Origin of the sequence: Aquisalimonas sp. APHAB1-3, from assembly GCF_048323695.1 — a bacterium.
Lineage (GTDB): Bacteria > Pseudomonadota > Gammaproteobacteria > Nitrococcales > Aquisalimonadaceae > Aquisalimonas.
This window is the reverse complement of record NZ_JBLWFT010000001.1, coordinates 70,434-87,647: the sequence shown is the minus strand read 5'-3', so window position 1 is coordinate 87,647 and position 17,214 is coordinate 70,434. Positions and strand designations below refer to the sequence as shown.

Annotated in this window: 15 protein-coding genes and 1 tRNA gene; 3 read left to right on the top strand and 13 right to left on the bottom strand. The window is 63.6% G+C overall.

Annotation, left to right across the window (positions count from 1 at the left end; all coding sequences use genetic code 11):
- Positions 1-32: 32 nt before the first annotated feature.
- The 6 genes from pheS to ACNSTU_RS00320 form a co-directional block, all read right to left on the bottom strand.
- Positions 33-1,064, bottom strand: a complete 1,032-nt coding sequence (pheS, locus tag ACNSTU_RS00345; RefSeq protein WP_290637811.1) for a phenylalanine--tRNA ligase subunit alpha — start codon at positions 1,062-1,064, stop codon at positions 33-35.
- Between the two features lie 136 nt (positions 1,065-1,200).
- Complete coding sequence (gene rplT, locus ACNSTU_RS00340) at positions 1,201-1,560, bottom strand: 50S ribosomal protein L20 (protein ID WP_290636134.1); 360 nt, start codon at positions 1,558-1,560, stop codon at positions 1,201-1,203.
- A 23-nt stretch (positions 1,561-1,583) separates the two neighbouring features.
- The gene (gene rpmI, locus ACNSTU_RS00335) at positions 1,584-1,781 is read right to left on the bottom strand and encodes a 50S ribosomal protein L35 (protein WP_091642098.1); all 198 of its coding nucleotides are present in this window, start codon (positions 1,779-1,781) and stop codon (positions 1,584-1,586) included.
- Between the two features lie 73 nt (positions 1,782-1,854).
- The gene (gene infC / locus ACNSTU_RS00330; protein WP_290636137.1) at positions 1,855-2,397 is read right to left on the bottom strand and encodes a translation initiation factor IF-3; all 543 of its coding nucleotides are present in this window, start codon (positions 2,395-2,397) and stop codon (positions 1,855-1,857) included.
- A gap of 9 nt (positions 2,398-2,406) precedes the next feature.
- On the bottom strand, positions 2,407-4,332 hold the full coding sequence (gene thrS, locus ACNSTU_RS00325) for a threonine--tRNA ligase (protein ID WP_290637809.1): 1,926 nt from the start codon (positions 4,330-4,332) through the stop codon (positions 2,407-2,409).
- A 123-nt stretch (positions 4,333-4,455) separates the two neighbouring features.
- Entirely contained in the window at positions 4,456-6,405 is a 1,950-nt protein-coding gene (locus tag ACNSTU_RS00320) for a diguanylate cyclase (RefSeq protein ID WP_418211982.1), read from the bottom strand.
- A gap of 311 nt (positions 6,406-6,716) precedes the next feature.
- Between ACNSTU_RS00320 and ACNSTU_RS00315 the strand changes: the two genes are divergently transcribed.
- Complete coding sequence (locus ACNSTU_RS00315) at positions 6,717-8,549, top strand: methyl-accepting chemotaxis protein (RefSeq protein ID WP_418211981.1); 1,833 nt, start codon at positions 6,717-6,719, stop codon at positions 8,547-8,549.
- On the opposite strand, the gene ACNSTU_RS00310 is transcribed toward ACNSTU_RS00315, so the two are convergent.
- The 5 genes from ACNSTU_RS00310 to ACNSTU_RS00290 form a co-directional block, all read right to left on the bottom strand.
- Positions 8,546-10,096 (bottom strand): FAD-binding domain-containing protein, encoded by a 1,551-nt coding sequence (locus tag ACNSTU_RS00310; RefSeq protein ID WP_290633749.1) that lies wholly within the window; start codon positions 10,094-10,096, stop codon positions 8,546-8,548. The genes ACNSTU_RS00315 and ACNSTU_RS00310 overlap by 4 nt on opposite strands.
- A 39-nt stretch (positions 10,097-10,135) precedes the next feature.
- On the bottom strand, positions 10,136-10,483 hold the full coding sequence (locus tag ACNSTU_RS00305) for a hypothetical protein (RefSeq protein ID WP_290633747.1): 348 nt from the start codon (positions 10,481-10,483) through the stop codon (positions 10,136-10,138).
- Positions 10,484-10,609: 126 nt separating this feature from the next.
- A tRNA-Val gene (locus ACNSTU_RS00300) sits at positions 10,610-10,686 on the bottom strand.
- Between the two features lie 182 nt (positions 10,687-10,868).
- The gene (locus tag ACNSTU_RS00295) at positions 10,869-11,291 is read right to left on the bottom strand and encodes a hypothetical protein (protein WP_418211980.1); all 423 of its coding nucleotides are present in this window, start codon (positions 11,289-11,291) and stop codon (positions 10,869-10,871) included.
- Positions 11,292-11,394: 103 nt separating this feature from the next.
- Complete coding sequence (locus ACNSTU_RS00290) at positions 11,395-12,861, bottom strand: protein adenylyltransferase SelO (protein WP_290637803.1); 1,467 nt, start codon at positions 12,859-12,861, stop codon at positions 11,395-11,397.
- 135 nt (positions 12,862-12,996) lie between these two features.
- On the opposite strand from ACNSTU_RS00290, the gene ACNSTU_RS00285 reads away from it, so the two are divergent.
- Positions 12,997-13,578, top strand: coding sequence for a MarR family winged helix-turn-helix transcriptional regulator (locus ACNSTU_RS00285; protein WP_290637801.1), 582 nt, complete (start codon positions 12,997-12,999; stop codon positions 13,576-13,578).
- A gap of 49 nt (positions 13,579-13,627) precedes the next feature.
- Here ACNSTU_RS00285 and ACNSTU_RS00280 read toward each other — a convergent pair whose 3' ends face one another.
- Positions 13,628-14,293: an energy-coupling factor ABC transporter permease gene (locus tag ACNSTU_RS00280; RefSeq protein ID WP_418211979.1), complete on the bottom strand. Its 666-nt coding sequence runs from the start codon at positions 14,291-14,293 to the stop codon at positions 13,628-13,630.
- Positions 14,294-14,557: 264 nt separating this feature from the next.
- Between ACNSTU_RS00280 and ACNSTU_RS00275 the strand changes: the two genes are divergently transcribed.
- Positions 14,558-15,592 (top strand): GGDEF domain-containing protein, encoded by a 1,035-nt coding sequence (locus tag ACNSTU_RS00275; RefSeq protein ID WP_290633085.1) that lies wholly within the window; start codon positions 14,558-14,560, stop codon positions 15,590-15,592.
- A gap of 232 nt (positions 15,593-15,824) precedes the next feature.
- Here the strand turns inward: ACNSTU_RS00275 and ACNSTU_RS00270 are convergent, their stop codons facing one another.
- The gene (locus ACNSTU_RS00270) at positions 15,825-17,069 is read right to left on the bottom strand and encodes an EAL and HDOD domain-containing protein (protein WP_418211978.1); all 1,245 of its coding nucleotides are present in this window, start codon (positions 17,067-17,069) and stop codon (positions 15,825-15,827) included.
- Positions 17,070-17,214: the final 145 nt, after the last annotated feature.

Here is a 17,214-nt window from a genome sequence, read left to right as displayed (position 1 = left end):
CAGGCCGTCGGCCGGCACCATGCGGTCTTGCCTTACTGGAACTGGCGCAGGAAACGCAGGTCGTTCTCGAAGAACAGCCGCAGATCGTTGACGCCGTAGCGGAGCATGGCCAGGCGCTCGACACCCATGCCGAAGGCCCAGCCGCTGTAGCGTTCCGCATCGATGCCGCAGTACTCGAACACTTTCGGATGCACCATGCCGGAGCCCAGCACTTCCAGCCAGCCGCTGCCACCGCATACCCGGCAGCCCTCGCCACCGCAGTGCACGCACTGGACGTCCACCTCGGCCGACGGTTCGGTAAAGGGGAAATAGGACGGCCGGAACCGGACCTCGAGCCGCTGCTCGAAGAACGCTTCCAGGAAGTCGTGCAGCGCGCCCTTGAGGTCGGCGAAGGTAATACCCTCGTCCACCAGCAGGCCCTCGACCTGATGGAACATGGGCGAATGGGTCAGATCTGAGTCGCACCGGTAGACGCGCCCGGGCGCGATGATACGCACCGGCGCCCCTTCGTTCTCCATCACCCGGATCTGCACCGGCGAGGTGTGGGTGCGCAGCAGCCGCGAGGCGTCGAAATAGAAGGTGTCGTGCATGGCCCGCGCGGGGTGGTGCGCCGGAATGTTGAGCGCCTCGAAGTTGTGATAGTCGTCTTCGATCTCCGGCCCTTCCGCAACCCGGAACCCCATGCTGGCGAACAGCGCCTGGATGCGCTCAAGCGTCCGCGTCACGGGGTGCAGCCCCCCGGTGTCCTGGCCGCGCCCGGGCAGGGTCACGTCCACGGCTTCGGCGACAAGCTGGGTCTCGAGGCCGGCGGATTCCAGTGACTCCCGCCGCGCCTCCAGGGCCTGCTGGACCTCTTCCTTGGCCGCGTTGATCGCCTGCCCCGCCGCCGGCCGCTCCTCCGCGGGCAGCCGCCCGAGCTGTTTGAGCTGTGCGGTCAGATGCCCCTTCTTGCCCAGGTAGGCGACGCGCACGGCGTCAAGATCCCGGGCATCGCCCGCATCCCTGATGGCGGCGAGGGCCTCCTGTACCAGCGTGTTCAGTTCCTCGGATCGTTGCGCGCTCATGCTCTTCCGCCGTCACGGCTGCAGCCCCCGGAACGGCGGGCCGCGGCATTGTCACAAAAAAAGGGAAAGGTCTGGCCCACCTTTCCCTTCATTCCCGGGCCCCGGGCCGAGGCCCGGGACACCAAAGGCGAGCCGATCAGCCGTTCAGCGAGGCCTTGGCCTGCTCGGCCACGGCCGTGAACCCGGCTTTGTCGAACACGGCCATGTCGGCCAGGACCTTGCGATCAAGCTCGATGTCGGCCTTCTTCAGGCCACTGATCAGGCGGCTGTACGACAGACCGTTGTTGCGCGCGGCCGCGTTGATCCGCGTCACCCAGAGGGCGCGGAACTGGCGCTTGCGCTGGCGGCGGTCACGGTACTGGTACTGGCCGGCCTTGATGACGGCCTGGTTGGCGATCCGCCAGCTCCGGCTGCGGGCACCGTAATACCCTTTGGCGCGGGACAGCACCTTGTTGTGCTTGGCGCGGGCGGTGACGCCCCGTTTAACTCGTGCCATGGTTCAAACTCCCCGATTGACAATCAGCTGTACGGCAGCAGACGCCGCACGCCGTCGTGATCCTGCTTCGCGACCAGGGTGAAGCCGCGCAGGTTGCGTTTCCGCTTCTGCGCCTTCTTGGTCAGGATGTGGTTGGCAAACGCCTGCTTGCGCTTGAACCGGCCCGACCCCGTCCTCGCAAAGCGCTTCGCCGCGCCGCGGTTGGTCTTGATCTTTGGCATTGCCAGTCTCCAGTCTAAAAAAACAGCAGGCCAGCGCGAGGGCTGGCCATGCAGCATTCCACGAAATGACGAATCAGTTCTTCTTGCGCGGAGCAAGCATCATGATCATGGTGCGCCCTTCCATCTTGGGGCGCTGCTCCACGGTGGCGATGTCTTCCAGGTCGGTCTCGACCCGCTCCAGCAACTTCAGCCCGAGGTCTTGGTGCGCCATCTCGCGCCCCCGGAACCGCAGGGTGACCTTGCCGCGGTCGCCATCTTCGAGAAACTTCCGCAGGTTCCGGACCTTGACGTTGTAATCGCCAGCGTCGGTGCCGGGCCGGAACTTCACTTCCTTGAGCTGCACCTGCTTCTGCTTCTTCTTGGCGGCCTGCTGCTTCTTGCTCGCCTCGAACTTGTGTTTGCCGTAATCCATGATGCGGCAAACGGCCGTCTCAGGATGCGGCACCATCTCGACCAGGTCGAGACCGGCCTCCTCTGCCCGCTCCAGTGCCTCCTGGAGCGACATGACCCCGGCCTGTTCCCCGTCCTGATCGATCAGACGGACCTGCTCAGTACGAATCTTGTCGTTGATGGGTTTTTCATCAACGGGCGCAGACCGCTTCCGCTTATTCTTCAGAGCGATGTTTCAATCCTCCGCTGTACCACGAGTGCGCCGCGCCACTTCCGCTTCAAGCTTGTCGATCAGCGCCTCGACCTTCATCGAGCCCAGATCTTCACCTGACCGGGTCCGCACGGCAACGGATCCTGATTCCATTTCGCGGTCCCCGATGACGAGCATGTAGGGGACCTTTTGCAATGTGTGCTCGCGGATTTTAAAGCCGATCTTCTCGTTTCTCAAGTCAGAGGAGGCGCGAAATCCCCGACTGCGAAGGGTTTTTTCAACCTCACGGGCAAAATCCGCCTGCCGGTCGGTAATATTCATCACCACCGCCTGCTCGGGAGCCAGCCACAGGGGCAGCGCTCCGGCGTGTTCTTCGATCAGAATACCGATGAACCGCTCGAAGGAACCGAGAATCGCCCGATGGAGCATGACCGGCTCGCGACGCGAGCCATCTTCGGCCACGTAGTCGGCACCGAGCCGCCCCGGCAGGGCGAAATCCACCTGAATGGTACCGCACTGCCACACACGGCCGAGGCAATCCTTCAGGGAGAACTCCACCTTCGGCCCGTAGAAGGCGCCCTCGCCCGGCTGCAGCGTGTAGTCGAGACCGGCGTTGTCGAGCGCGGTCTCCAGCGCCGCTTCCGCCTTGTCCCAGACATCATCGGAGCCCACGCGCTTTGCCGGCCGGGTGGACAGCGCGATGAGAATGTCATCGAAGCCGAGCTCCCGGTAGGCGCGGAAGACCATGTCGATGAACGCCGCCACTTCCGACTGGACCTGCTCCTCGGTACAGAAGATGTGGGCATCGTCCTGGACGAAGTTGCGCACGCGCATGAGCCCGTGCAGCGTGCCCGAAGGCTCGTTGCGGTGGCAGGAACCGAACTCGGCCATACGCAGGGGGAGGTCGCGGTAGCTCTTCAGGCCCTGGTTGAAGATCTGCACGTGGCAGGGGCAGTTCATGGGTTTGACCGCATACATCCGGTTCTCGGATTCGGTGTAGAACATGTCGTCACCGAACTTCTCCCAGTGCCCGGATTTCTCCCACAGGCTACGGTCCACCAGCTGCGGCGTGCGCACTTCCTGGTAATCGTGCTCGCGCAGCAGGTTGCGGATGTAGTCCTCCAGCACGCGATAGACGCGCCAGCCCTTGTCGTGCCAGAACACCATGCCCGGCGACTCTTCCTGCAGGTGGAAGAGGTCCTGGGCCTTGGCGATACGCCGGTGGTCGCGCTTCTGCGCCTCTTCCAGCCGCTTGAGATAGGCCTTGAGGCCCTTGCGGTCTCCCCACGCCGTGCCGTAGATGCGCTGGAGCATCTCGTTGCTGGCGTCGGCCCGCCAGTAGGCGCCGGCCAGCTTGGTGAGCTTGAACGCCTTGCAGAAGCGCGTATTGGGCACATGCGGGCCGAGGCACATGTCCACGTACTCCTGATGGTAGTACAGGGCCATGTGGGTGACATCCGGCATGTCCTCCACCAGCTTGACCTTGTAGCTCTCACCGCGCTCACGAAAGATGCGCAGCACCTCGTCGCGCGGCGTCACCTCTTTGATGACGTCGTACTCCTGGTCGATGAGCTCCGCCATGCGCTGCTCGATCTTCTCCAGGTCGTCCGGCGTGAAACCGTCATCGAAACGGATGTCGTAGTAGAAGCCGTCTTCCACTACCGGGCCGATGGCCATTTGTGCTTCCGGATAGAGCTGCTTCACCGCCTGCCCGAGCATGTGGGCACAGGAGTGACGGATGATCTCCAGCCCCTCGTCGCTCTTCGGCGTAATGATCTCCAGCTGCGCGTCGTCAGTGATGAGATCGCAGGCATCGTGGAGTTCGCCGTTGATACGGCCGGCCAGGGTCGCCTTGGCGAGCCCGGCGCCGATGTCAGCGGCGACGTGGGAGATGGAGACGGGGTCGTTGTATTCGCGGCGACTGCCGTCCGGCAGTGTAATGACTGGCATGGAGAGCTCTCCTGACAGTGGTGACCCATACGAGAGGCCACGTGTATTTGCGGTGCCGGCCGTCACGGGGGCGGCCGGCACGGAGCGATCAAGCGGCGCAGTATACCCACCGCGGGCGCGGGATCATAGAGACACGCCGCGCTCCGTCCCGCCCTCCACGCGATTCCGCCCGAGGCGCTTGGCCCGGTAGACGCCCGCATCGGCCCGGGCGATCAACAGCGCGGGCTCGACGGCATCGCCCACAGCAGTGGCACAACCGACGCTGACCGTGACCACGGGGCTGTTGGCCTCAGGCGGCTGTGGAATCCCGGCCGCCTCCACCGACATGCGGATCCGCTCGGCCACGATCACCGCCGCTTCCGCGCCGGCATGGGGCAGAATAACGGCGAACTCCTCGCCACCGTAGCGGCAGATGAGGTCGTCGGAGCGGATAACGCTCTGCTCGAGCACCGTGGCGATCCGCCGCAGCGTCTCGTCACCAGCCGGATGCCCGAAGGTGTCGTTGAATACCTTGAACTGATCCACATCCAGCATCAGCAAAGACAACGCTTCGCCGGAGCGACGCGCACGGATGCTCTCCCGCTGCAGACTGGTGTCGAGCATGCGGCGGTTACCGAGGCCGGTGAGCGGGTCGCGGGCGACCTGCTCTTTCAGGGATGACAGCTCCCTTGCACGATCGGCGATGTCGTGGAAGACCCCCACCACGCCTGCCTCCCGGCCCTTCAGCGGAGCCACGGTGAGCGAAATCGGAAGACTCGAGCCGTCGCGGCACTGCAGCTGGTGATTATCGCTCCGGTAGGTGCCCCCGGTGGAGGTCACATCCCACCCGGGTATGTCGGCCGGCCGCCCCTGGTCGCCTCGGCTATCATGGAACAGCGCGTTGGCGCGCGCCCCGACGATCTCGTTCTCGTGATATCCCAGCAGATCGCTGGCCGCCTGATTCACGTACCGAACCCGGCCATGGGCGTCGAGGACGTAGACCCCCTCGCCCATGCTCTCCGTAATCGCGTTGATCTGCTCGCGCAGGGCACTGGCCCCGCGCCGGGAGCGCACCATCAGCAACGCCACGTGCCCGAGCGCGCCGACAAGCAGAAACACCAGCCCACCCGAGAAGGCAAGTTGCTGCCGCCAGGCAATGATTGGAGCAGCGTTGCTCTCCGACGCCGCGTAGCCAATGGGATTGCCGGAGATATCGCTGACCGGGGCCATGACCACGGCAACATGGCGACCGTACGCGTCGCGGACCAGGGCGGTGACGGGCTCATTCCGCGGCAGGCTCTCACGCAGGGCGCTGCGTAGCGCGGAAGACTGCTCCAGCCAGTGCGGCATGCGAGAGGCGAAACGACCGGCCTGAACAGGCTCCAGCAGGTCCGGGTGCAAGTCCGTGGACTGGACCCACTGGCCGCTGCCGCCCCCACCCGCGACCTCCGGCAGCGCATCAGCGCGCAACAGGAGATGGTAGAGCAGCGCTTCCCCGCCGATGCGGCGCAGGAGCGTGGTCAAATCACCGGGCTGGAGCACGGCCTCCACCGCACCCACCGGGCGATCGCCATCCCAGATTGGCAACACCCGCCGATAGGCGAGCCCCACCGCATCAAGCTCAAACCCCTGCGCGCCCATGCGATTGCCGAGTATGCGTTCGATACCGGGCCGGGCGGCGACGCTGTCCGCTCGATCCTGCTCAAGCCGGGCATCGAAGTGGACGATCGACTCACCGTTGGCCCCGACCACATGCAGACTGGCGCCACAGCAGTTGCGCAGGCTGCGGTGGGTCTGATGGCCAACCGCCAGCACCGGATCCCGGTGGAAATCGGCAACGCCTCCCAGCGGGCCATCATAGGGACGGGAGAGAATCTCACGCAGCTGGCCCCGCTCGAGAAGATCGGCAAAGGCCTGATTGGTCATGGTCCGCAGCAGCGCATCGGTGCTGCGCAACGCCGCCTGGAGTTCCACCCGCTCCCGCTCCAGGTAGGCATCAGTCTCCCGATCATGCAGCAACCATAACGGCAAAGCGACGAGTGCTGCCGCCAGCACCCACACACCCACGACTTGCAACCAGAACGGCAAACGCATGGACCATGCCCTGTCCAGTTACGCCCCCCCGCAGAGCGACGCCAGCCCAAGTGCACGGCACCTCGAGGAAAAGGCCGTAGAGACGTGAGCACTCTTCGACTGAAAGATCCAGAAACGGCCAGTGTGTCCGCCCACCCCCGGACCACCAGCACATGAGGTATTCCCCGCAAACATTACAGGCATCGGCTCTGAACGCAAGTTTGCGACATTGCCGCAACCGCATGCAGCGAAGAAACCGAGTGGCCTGCCGTCAAGCTGGCCGGATATTTGCTTCAGGCGAATCCCAACGCCACAAACGCAAGGAGCACCCGATGTTTGCACTCTCCCGCCTCGCCACACACCAGCGCAGCGACTCAATGGATACCGGCCAGGACTGGCTGAAAGCACTGGAGGCGGGAGATATCGCAGGCGCTCTGGAGGTGGGCGGCGACGCTGTCCCCGAGCAGGTGCGGGCCGCACTGCTCGCGGCGACAGGAGAGAGCGATGAACGCGCAACCGCGCGGCATGCGCACCAGATCAGTGCGCGCGCAGAGGCCCTCGTCGCCCACGCGGAGCAGGGGCTGGACGTGGTGGACACGACCCTGGGGGAAATCTCCGCACGTTCTGGAGAGCAGACCGAGTTCCTCGGCCGGACCCGCGAACAGCTCGGGGAGAGCGACCGAAACGCCGAAGCCCTGCGCACCGACATGGAACAGGAACTGGCTCGAACGCACCAGTTTTTTACAGAGCAGTTCGCGGCACTGGCGAACCGCATCGAGCAACAGTCCCGGGGATCAAAGAAGTTCATAAAGACCATCGACGGCATCAGTCGGACCGTCCAGCTGCTGTCTCTGAACGCGGCCATTGAGGCCGCACATGCCGGAGAGCACGGCAACGGGTTTGCGGTGGTCGCAAACGAGATACGCGACCTGGCGTTGCGTACCCAGGAGAGCGCGCAACAAGCCGCCGAGCAGATCGATCTCACCACCGTCTCCGAGGCACTTGAACAGGTCCTCGCCGACGCGGAAACGCGACTGCAGTCGCTGTCCGGACGGGTCACCGATTCCCTCGGCACTGCTCACCGGCTGCTTGAGGCAATGAACGGCCATGTCGACGAGATCCAGTCCAACAACCGCATCATCGCCGAAACAGTGCAGCTGGCCGGCGACACCAGCCTCCACGCACGCACACGCAGCGAGTGGGGCCGCGCCACCCTGTGCGATCTTGCCGCGGCTCACAGCAGCGACACGACGGATCACCTGAACAAGTCCCTGACCGCGATTCTGACCACAGAGCAACTCGTGTCCACCCCGGGTTGGCAGCGCCTCGACGCAATCCGCGCCCGCGGCGCCGTGCGCATCGCCATCGAGCCCGCGTTCCAGGGGGTCTCGTTCCGCAAGGCGGCGGACCAACCCCTGCAGGGGCTGGATGCCGAGATCGCCATGGCGTTCGCCCGCTGGCTGGGCGTGGAGTGTGAGTTCGTTGAGCACCCGTGGGCGCTGTGCACGCAATTGCTCGAAGCCGGTCGCACGCGCGGCGAGCCCGAAGCCGACATAGCCTGGAGCGCGCTTCCGCCGGTGGCGGGCTACGACCGGGCCGCCTTCTCGGAACCCTACACATTCCTGCCCTACGTGCTCGCGCGCCGGACGGGAGACGACCGCATTCAATCACTGAACGACCTGCATGGCCGCGTGCTGGGCGTCATCAACGACCCGGCCGCACTGGAAGTGATGGAGGCACGTGGGCTGAGGTGGCAGGCCAACCGGAACACGCCGGGAGGCCGCACTGAACTGGCCAACCTGCTGGCCTACAACGATCAGAGCGTCATTCACGATGCACTCGTGGAGGGTATCGTGGACGCCTTTGCCGTGGACCTGCCGATCTTCCACTGGAGTTGCTACGGCAACGACAGTCCATTGCAGGGGCGCATCGAGACCCTTCCGGACAATCTCGACGACAGCCTCTGGTACTACAGCGCCGCCGTTGCCAACCAGCCGGAGAACCTGACGCTGCTGGACGCCATCAACACCTTCGTACGGGAATTTCGCGGCACGGAAGACTACTGCCGGATCGTCACGCGCTGGATGGGCCGTGTATACGACGACCCGCACTGGCGCTATCCGGATGGCGTCGTCACGCGCGCCAACATGGCCGGTCAGAACTAGAACAGCTCGCCCTGGGGGTCATTCCGGGGTGACGAGGGCCGCTTCTTCGCCGTTCTCGCTCCTCGGCGGCTGCCGTGACGATGCTGTATGGCGTCCGCCTCGCGATTCGCGTCAGGGTCGTGCCGTACCGCGCGAAAACGCTCCCGGGCCCGTCTGGCCGCCTCTTGATGATCAACAATGCGGTGCGGGTAATCGCGGTCCAGCACGCAGTCGGCCTGGCGCTGCACGGACATCGGCATGGCCCAGGGCTGGTGCAGCCACCCCGTCGGCACGTGGTCGAGCTCCGGGACCCAGCGCCGGATGAACGCCCCTGCCCCATCCTGCTCTTCACTCTGTTTCACGGGGTTGTAGATGCGCAGCGTATTGATCCCCGTCGTGCCGGACTGCATCTGCATCTGGCAGTAATGGATGCCCGCTTCGTAGTCCGTGAACTGCCGCGCGAGGAACGGGCCTGTGCGTCGCCAGTCCAGCCAGAGATTGTAGCTGGCGAACGAGACCACCATCGCACGCATCCGGAAATTCAGCCATCCGCGGGCGTGCAGCTGCCGCATACACGCGTCCACCAGCGGAAATCCGGTCTCGCCGCGACTCCAGGCGGCGAACAACGCGTCGTTGAATTCACCCTCGCGCAAGCCGTCACAGGCACGCTGCATATTCTGGTACTCGAAGCGCGGCTCCGACTCCAGCTTCTGCATGAAGTGGCAGTGCCAGTGCAGTCGCTCCTCGAAGCGCTTGAGTGATCGCAGCCACTGTGCCCGCTGTGCCGAGGGGGCGTCACCCTTGACCACTGCACGGCGCTCGCGCGCGGCCTGCACCACTTCCCTGAGACTCAGCGTACCGTGCGCCAGATGCGGGCTCAGCCGCGAGCTGGCCAGCCAGGCCGACTCCGGGCGTGATATGCCACCTGAGTAACCCTCCACGCGGCGCCCCAGGAAACCGTCCAACACGGCCTGCGCCATCTTCCGGCCACCCGGCTGGATCAGCACATCACCGGGTTCTCTGGCGAGCTCGGGCGCGGGCCAATCGGGAATAATACCGGCGTCGAGCCCCGCCACGCCCTTGATCGCCCTGGGCGCCCCACAGCGGGTGGCACCCACCAGCGTTTCCCACTGCCGAGCCCACCCATCCCTGGACCGAAGCCCGCGAACAACGCCGTTCTGCCGGTACTCGAACAACGGAACGCCCGCATCACGAAGGTAGGCGCGAACACGCTCATCGCGGGCGTAAGTCCACCCGTTACCGGTCTCCTGATGGGCATGCACAGCCGCAATCACGCAAGTATCGCGCAACGCCGCAAGCACATCACATGCGTCACCCTGTCGCACAAGCAGAGGCTGGCCAAGGGCGGCAAGCGCCCTGTTGAGGTCCTGCAGGCTCGCGTGAACAAACTGCCATTGACGACCAGAGGCGTCAGGCTGACGCCACAGCTCGGGCTCTACCACATAAAGAGGGAGTACGGGGCCCCGCGCCGCTGCCGCATCCAGGGCGGCATGATCATGCACCCTGAGATCGCGCTTGAACCAGACCAGTTGAACCGCATCGGCCACGGCACCTCCGAACGTCCGTCCGGTGTGAGGCCGTGTCAGTTAACCGCCTTCACCGGCAGATCCGTTGCTCCGGTAGATACGCACACCGGCCATAAGCCCGCCTACACCCAAGAGCAACAGTATGGCTGAAGGCATGTAGGAACCGCGAGACTCTTCTGCAAGCGCCTCGATTTCGGCCAGCTCCTGGGCACGCTCGGCCGCATTCTCATCACTGCCGTTGGTCATTTCCGCGGAGTGCGTGATGGCCTCCTGCGCTGCCTCAACCTCGGCGGCAACCGCCGCATTATGCTGATACGTGGCAATGAGCAGAAGCACGGCCAGCGCCGACAGCACAATGCCGCCACCGACGAGGACGTAGCTGAAACGCTTGCTGAGAGTGGAGTTCATTGGATCCCCCGGCTGACCACGATTGCCCTCGGGGGAAGTCAGACGACACAGGACACCCGAGCGGGCAATACAAGCTGGCCGTGAAACAAAAAAAGGCTTACGGATCCCGTAAGCCTTTCACGAATCTGGTAGGCGCGAGTGGACTCGAACCACCGACCCCCACCATGTCAAGGTGGTGCTCTAACCAGCTGAGCTACGCGCCTGTCGGTTGTCCGCGTATTCTACAGCGCCTCACCACACTGTCAAATCGCGATCATATCCCTCTGTTTTCACGAAGAAAAAACATGCATCAAACAACAGAAAAAACACGTCATGATGGACTTCCCCGGAGGCGTGGCCACTCCGACGCAATAATTCGAGCAGCGGCCCGCCCGATTCTCGAGCATTACGCTTTGGCCTCTATGCAACCGGCCCAGCGACGCAGGCTGGCAGAGAGCCTTAGATAAGCCATGAAGGCCGTATCCGGATTCGCTTCCCGCGCCTCATGGAATAACTGAGGCAGGCGCCCGCGCAACTTGCCAACATCAGCGCAAAGGTCCCAAGCGTCCCCATCACCCTCTCGATACCCATCGAAATGCTTTCCACGAAGAAGATCATCTTCCAGTCTGAGCCCACGGCCAACGACGCGCTCGAGGTGCTCCAACGCCTTTCGCCAGGCCCCTGTCCCTGGTCGATATGCGAGTTGCTGGTCCAGCAAATGAATGACCCGAGCCCGGATGCCTCGTAACTCCTTGCGCAGACTTGCGTCGAGAACCTTCTGCTCGAGCCCTGCATACATCTGCCCCGGATTCGCGTTCACCCTTTCCATCCACAACCTCCCACCTGCGTAGAATGCCAACATTCGTCCTGCGTCTCCTGAGGGTTTCACCACGAAGCCTTCCCGCAACGTCGAATGACGCCCTCACGGCCTGTCATGTACCGCAGAAGGTTCTGAGCACTCGCTCTCTCGCCTCCGGTGGGCGAGCGCCGTCAGCATCCTCCGGATGATCTGCGAACGGCTGTGTCACCCTCGACAGGAGTTCCTGAAACGGGGCCAGGTCGCCGTGCTGCTCTGCCGCCTTGATAGCGGCATTCACCGCATGGTTTCGCGGAACAACAGCGGGATTGACCCGATGCATGGCACGCATGCGCTCGGTGCTGCGCCCGCTATCCCGCCGAAGACGTTCAAGCCAGCGTGTATACCACTGCTCCCAGTCATCCGGGGCACTGAACAGCTTGCGAACCGACGAATCGAGGTTCGGCTCGACAGCGATGGCACCCAGGCGCCGGAAGAAACGCGTGTAATCCACCCGCTGGCGCTCCAGAAGCGCGAGCAAGTCATGCATCAGCGTACTGTCGTCCGGGTGCTCGCTGAACAGGCCCAGTTTGCGCCGCATACCCTGCAGGCGATCACGTTCGTAGAGCGCAGGGAACGAGCTGACGGCCTCCTGCGCCTGTTCGATGGCTGCGTCCTGATCGTCATCCAGCAGCGGCAGCAAGGTCTCAGCGAGACGCATCAGATTCCATTGCGCGACGGCCGGCTGATTCTCGTAGCGGTAGCGACCGCCCTGGTCGATGAAGCTGAAGCAGGCGCCGGCATCATAGTCGTCAAGGAACGCGCAGGGGCCATAGTCCAGCGTCTCGCCGATCAGCGTGGTGTTATCGGTATTCATCACGCCATGGATGAACCCGAGGTTCATCCACAGGGCGATTAACGCAGCCTGCCGGCGCACCACTTCACGCAGAAGCGCCAGATACCGGTTCTCGCCGTCATCTCCGGCCAGCCCATGCCGATCAATCACGTAATCCGCCAGAATGCGCAGGGCCTCGACGTCCCCACGCACGGCGAAGTACTCGAATGTGCCAACGCGTACGTGGCTTTGTGCCACTCGGGTGATGACCGCACCCGGGAGGTGCGTTTCGCGCCGCACGCGCTCTCCCGTGGTGACCAGCGCCAGGGCACGGCTAGTGGGCACACCCATTGCGTGCATGGCCTCGCTGACCAGGTACTCCCGCATTGCAGGTCCGATCGGGCAGCGACCGTCACCACCGCGGGAGAAGGGCGTCATGCCGGACCCTTTGAGTTGAACGTCCCGACGAACACCGTTGCGGTCGACCACCTCGCCGAGCAACACAGCGCGCCCGTCCCCCAACTGAGGAACGAGGTGACCGAACTGATGGCCGGCGTAGGCCAGCGCGATGGGCTCTGCATCCTGCGGAACCTGCCAACCGCTGAAGACCCCCGCGATCCGGGCACGCTCCAGGTGAGGCAGGCCGAGTTCCGTCGCGAGCCCGCGATTGAACTGTACCGTCGCTGGCGCCGCCGGCGTCGCCGGCTTACAGCGGGCGTAGAAGCGCTCCGGCAACTGCACATAGGTGTTGTCAAACCGCAGCAGCACGGGCTCATGCTCAGAGGCAGCGACTGAGGGTCCGTATGCGTTCATGATGCATAGACCTTGGTATTTGGTTTCGTTTCGACACTACCAAAGGCGCAGACTGGTTTCAAACCGATAGTGTTTCGCTATCATATGGGTATGAACGAGAATACCTCTGAGCTCTCGGCCGACCTGATCATCCACGCGGCCAATCAGGCCTCGGGCAGCCACCGCGCCCCGGCGCTGTCCGCTGCCCAGTGGGCAGCCCTACGCTTTTTCGCCCGCGCCAATGACTTCTCGCGTACGCCGTCTGCGTTCGCGAGCTTCCACGGGACCACCCGTGGCACTGCGTCCCAGACAGTGAAATCTCTGGTGCGGAAAGGCTATCTGCGACGCGAGCGCAGCACCGCGGACGGGCGCAGGAAGGAACTGAACTTGACCGCCGAGGGAGAGCGAGCGCTGGCGGAAGACCCTGCCGAGGCGTTGGTTCGCGCCATCGACATGCTTCCCCCCGCGAAGCGACGGGTGCTTGAAGACGTCATGCGACATATTACGGCGCACGTCGACACGCAGTGCGGCGAGCCCACGTTCGGTGTCTGCGCCGACTGTGGCTACCGCGATGACGGCGGAAGCCACGGCGTCACATGCCGGGTGACCGGAGAGCAGGTGGGTCAACGCGGTGCCAAGCAGTTGTGCTATGCCTTCAAGCCCACCGGAACCGTGCCAGAAACTCAGTCCTAACGCGGGAGGCCTGCACCGTGGCGCCGATACTCCGAACCGCTCCCCTACCCTACTTGTCCATCAGGTAGTCTCGGTCATCGAATGTCCGTACCCACTCCGGCCGGAAAACCACACACATGGTCATGATCATGCCGGTGATGAAGCCTTCCGGGAACATCACGAGCGGCATGACCATCAGATAATCACGCCAGATGAGATCAGGCGGGTATGCACCGATTGCAGCATGGAGCGCGGAGGACGTCACCAGAACCACTGCTACCGCGAACATCGCGCCGAAAAAGGCCACCACGAAGATGTAAATGAACAAGTGGTGCGGCAGCCAACGATAGGCGTAATACCCGATCACATGCGCGGTCAACACAGGCAAGACGGCCAGCAGCAAGGCGTTGACTGGCAACGCCTGCCACTCGTAGAACCCCAGCACCGAAAGCGCGACGAGCGCCCCGGTCGCACCGGCAATGGCGAGCATGCGCCCGAACAGCAGCGTCAGCACGGTCGTGCCCAGCAGGTGAAACTCCAGGCCCGGCTGGACGCCGGCACTCATGGACCACGCCAGGGCCACCAGCCCGCAGCAACCGACGAACTGGGGTTGCAACCTGTTCTCGAAAAGCAGTGACCACGGTGCACGAAGCACAACAGGAATGATCACCAGCATGAATACCGGCCAGAGCCCCCACAACAGCAATGGCGGCAGCAGTGACGCGTGAACATTCATCAGATCGCGGCTCTGTTATCAAGAGAGCCCCGCCGGCGCGGGGCAAACACAGCGACGAGGTGATATTACATCAACTGTGCCTGCGCAAGTGACTCGTAAGGATGGTCGCTCGAACCGGATTTCTCTCCCTGAGTGAGGGTCAGTTTTTTGCGGCGGAGATCACCATAGCGACTGGCGCGAACAGGAATTCCGGGATAGCCTCCGCTTGCGGGACGGAGCCGATTGCCAGTCAACGCGCGGATTACGTCAAGCAGGACCTGCAGCATGACAGCAAGTGTGGAGAGCACCGACACAATGACAGACGCCGACCTCTCGGATCTTTATTCCGCGTGTGAACATTACTTCCAGACGTTCTTCGTCGGGAGAGACGCCAAGGCGTCCGCCGCCCTGGCAACGCCCGACATCTCGGGCTTTGGCACGGGTATTGATGAATCCGTCTACGAACTCGATGACGCACTCACGCTTTACCGGCGCGACGTGGAGCAGGTGCCCGCCCCCATTCATTACACCGTCCACAGGCGCGAAGCGACGCGGCTGGGTCCCGGCGTCGGGCTCGTCATGGGAGAGATGGACTGGCATCTCCACGCCGCCGACCAGGCCGTCACCATGCACCGGGTACGGTTCTCGCTCACCTTCCAGCATGACGGGGCACACTGGAAGCTCTGCCACAAGCACCTGTCGCAACCGAGCAGCGCGCACGGCCCCGGCGAGGGCTATCCGTTGAAGGAGCTTGAAGACCGGGCCGCCGTTCTAAAGCGCATGGTCGATCAGCGCACAGAGGAACTGGAAGCGGCCCACCGGGAGATGCGTCGCATCGCGACCACGGATACGATGACTGGCCTGCATAACCGCTACCACACGGAGCAGGTCCTGCACGATGAACTGAAACGCCAGGGCCGCGTGGGCACCGGCCTTACCGTGATCCTTCTGGACGTGGACAACTTCAAACCCATCAACGACGCGTTCGGACACCACGTCGGCGACAAGGTACTCGCCGATCTGGCCCCGCTACTGCAATCCCGCATCCGCGAGACCGATGTCCTCGGGCGCTGGGGCGGCGAGGAGTTTCTCATCATTTGCCCCGACACGTCGCTCAGCGAGGCCACCGTGCTGGCTCAGCACCTGTGCGACCGGGTTGCAGCGCACCCTTTCCCGCACGGGCGCAGCATCACTCTCAGCCTGGGTGTTGCAGCACACGCGCCACAGGAGCCTGGCCATGCGCTGCTCGAGCGGGCCGACCGCGCCCTGTACCAGGCGAAGGCAGCCGGACGAAACCGGGTGATCACCGCAGATCGGTGACGCCTGACGCGCCGAAAGGTCGTGTTGATCACCTCTCCTGTTCAGTGCCCTGCCAAGGCCAGCGCCCCACAATCGTAAGCGACACCAGCCCCACCAGCCCCTGCAAGTGGTTCTTGATCGGGTGTCGACCGCCCGGCGTTCTGACGACTCCTGCCCGCGCAGTGCGCGCCGGCCCGGTTTGCCGACGGGTCGTGCCCGCAAGTCATCTCAGGCCGCAGGGAACAGGCGACGCTCAGCTCCCGGACTCATCAATCAGCGCATCGGCCATCCCTTCAGCCCACGACACTGCCTCAAGGTAGCTGTCCCGGAGTGTTCGGGGTGCGACGCCGCTTTCGTTGACCAGCGCACTCTCCCAGTCGCCCTGCTCATAGTTGATGACGAGCTGAAGCGTTTCGCCGATCGTCCCGCTCCGGTTGAGCAGCGCGGCCACCAGTGGCCTGCTCAGAGGGAGCTCAGCCACCAGTTCGGCCATGGGCCTGTCCGTCAGTGCATCGAGCGTCGAGAACAGGCCGGCCGTGAAGTATGTTTCCGGACCAAGAGCCCCACCATGATGGCGGCCCAGTGTCTCGGCCATTCTGGCCCGGATCGTCGCGGTCCGGACCAGCTCACCGGGCTTGTCTTTCACACTGGACAGGGCGAGCAGGCTGATCCAGCTGCGCAGGTTGCGCGGCCCCAGGAGCATGAGTGCGTTGCGAACCGAGTCGATGTCCCGGGCCACGGCGAAGCGTGGTGAATTGATCAGCCTGAGCAACCGATACGAGAGTGTAACGTCCTGCGTGATCAAGGATTCGAGCTGATCCACAGTGACATCATCGCTTTGCAGCATTGCGAGGAGCTGCAACAGGGAAAGGCGGTTATTGGCTATGCGTTTTCCCTTGACGGTATTGGGCTTGCAGAAAAAGAACCCCTGGAACAGGTCGAACCCGAGTGCATCGCACAGCCGGTACTCAGCCTGGGTCTCCACTTTCTCGGCCAACAGCATCAGTCCGGGGCGGCCCAGCGTCTGGACATGCTCCTCCAGCTCGGTTCGCGTCAGGCGGGTAATGTCGATCTTGATGATATCGGCAAGGTCCACGAGAGCCGCCAGATTCGGAGCGTAGACGAAGTCATCCAGGGCTATCGTGTAACCGAGGTTCTTGAGCCTGGCGATGGACGCGTGGAGCTGCTCAGACGGCTCAACATCTTCCAGCACCTCAAGAACCAGAAGATCGGGTGTGGACGGCAACGGGTAGTGGCCGTGAATGAACGGCGTTGTCAGGTTCACGAACGCTCTTTTCTGACCGGTAATCGTTTCGATGCCGATTTCAACAAAGGCGTTGTACAGAACCTGGCTGGTCGCCCAGTCGCCGTCGATGACGTTGGCCCGATTCTGGTCGGTATCCCGAAACAGTAGTTCGTAGGCCCAGGTGTTCAGCTGCCTGTCGTAGATTGGCTGTCGCCCGACCATGATGTCATCAGCATTCGCTGAGTTGGTCATAGGCGGGCTCCATGCAGGGGAAACGTCAACGGGATGATCTGGAAAGAGTGCCTTTCCGGCAGTGGTTAAGTAAAGGGGGCTAAACGCCCGTATGATCCCGCCCCCTGCACAGGGCGCCGCGACGGTTTGACGCGGAGCCGGTGCA

What these genes read in the sequence shown, in the direction of transcription:
- ACNSTU_RS00275 (WP_290633085.1), top strand. Translation starts at nt 14,558, where the DNA reads ATGACAGCAAGTGTGGAGAGCACCGACACAATGACAGACGCCGACCTC.
- ACNSTU_RS00295 (WP_418211980.1), bottom strand. Translation starts at nt 11,291, where the DNA reads ATGGAAAGGGTGAACGCGAATCCGGGGCAGATGTATGCAGGGCTCGAG.
- ACNSTU_RS00270 (WP_418211978.1), bottom strand. Translation starts at nt 17,069, where the DNA reads ATGACCAACTCAGCGAATGCTGATGACATCATGGTCGGGCGACAGCCA.
- ACNSTU_RS00315 (WP_418211981.1), top strand. Translation starts at nt 6,717, where the DNA reads ATGTTTGCACTCTCCCGCCTCGCCACACACCAGCGCAGCGACTCAATG.
- thrS (WP_290637809.1), bottom strand. Translation starts at nt 4,332, where the DNA reads ATGCCAGTCATTACACTGCCGGACGGCAGTCGCCGCGAATACAACGAC.
- ACNSTU_RS00305 (WP_290633747.1), bottom strand. Translation starts at nt 10,483, where the DNA reads ATGAACTCCACTCTCAGCAAGCGTTTCAGCTACGTCCTCGTCGGTGGC.
- ACNSTU_RS00320 (WP_418211982.1), bottom strand. Translation starts at nt 6,405, where the DNA reads ATGCGTTTGCCGTTCTGGTTGCAAGTCGTGGGTGTGTGGGTGCTGGCG.
- ACNSTU_RS00285 (WP_290637801.1), top strand. Translation starts at nt 12,997, where the DNA reads ATGAACGAGAATACCTCTGAGCTCTCGGCCGACCTGATCATCCACGCG.
- rpmI (WP_091642098.1), bottom strand. Translation starts at nt 1,781, where the DNA reads ATGCCAAAGATCAAGACCAACCGCGGCGCGGCGAAGCGCTTTGCGAGG.
- ACNSTU_RS00280 (WP_418211979.1), bottom strand. Translation starts at nt 14,293, where the DNA reads ATGAATGTTCACGCGTCACTGCTGCCGCCATTGCTGTTGTGGGGGCTC.
- pheS (WP_290637811.1), bottom strand. Translation starts at nt 1,064, where the DNA reads ATGAGCGCGCAACGATCCGAGGAACTGAACACGCTGGTACAGGAGGCC.
- rplT (WP_290636134.1), bottom strand. Translation starts at nt 1,560, where the DNA reads ATGGCACGAGTTAAACGGGGCGTCACCGCCCGCGCCAAGCACAACAAG.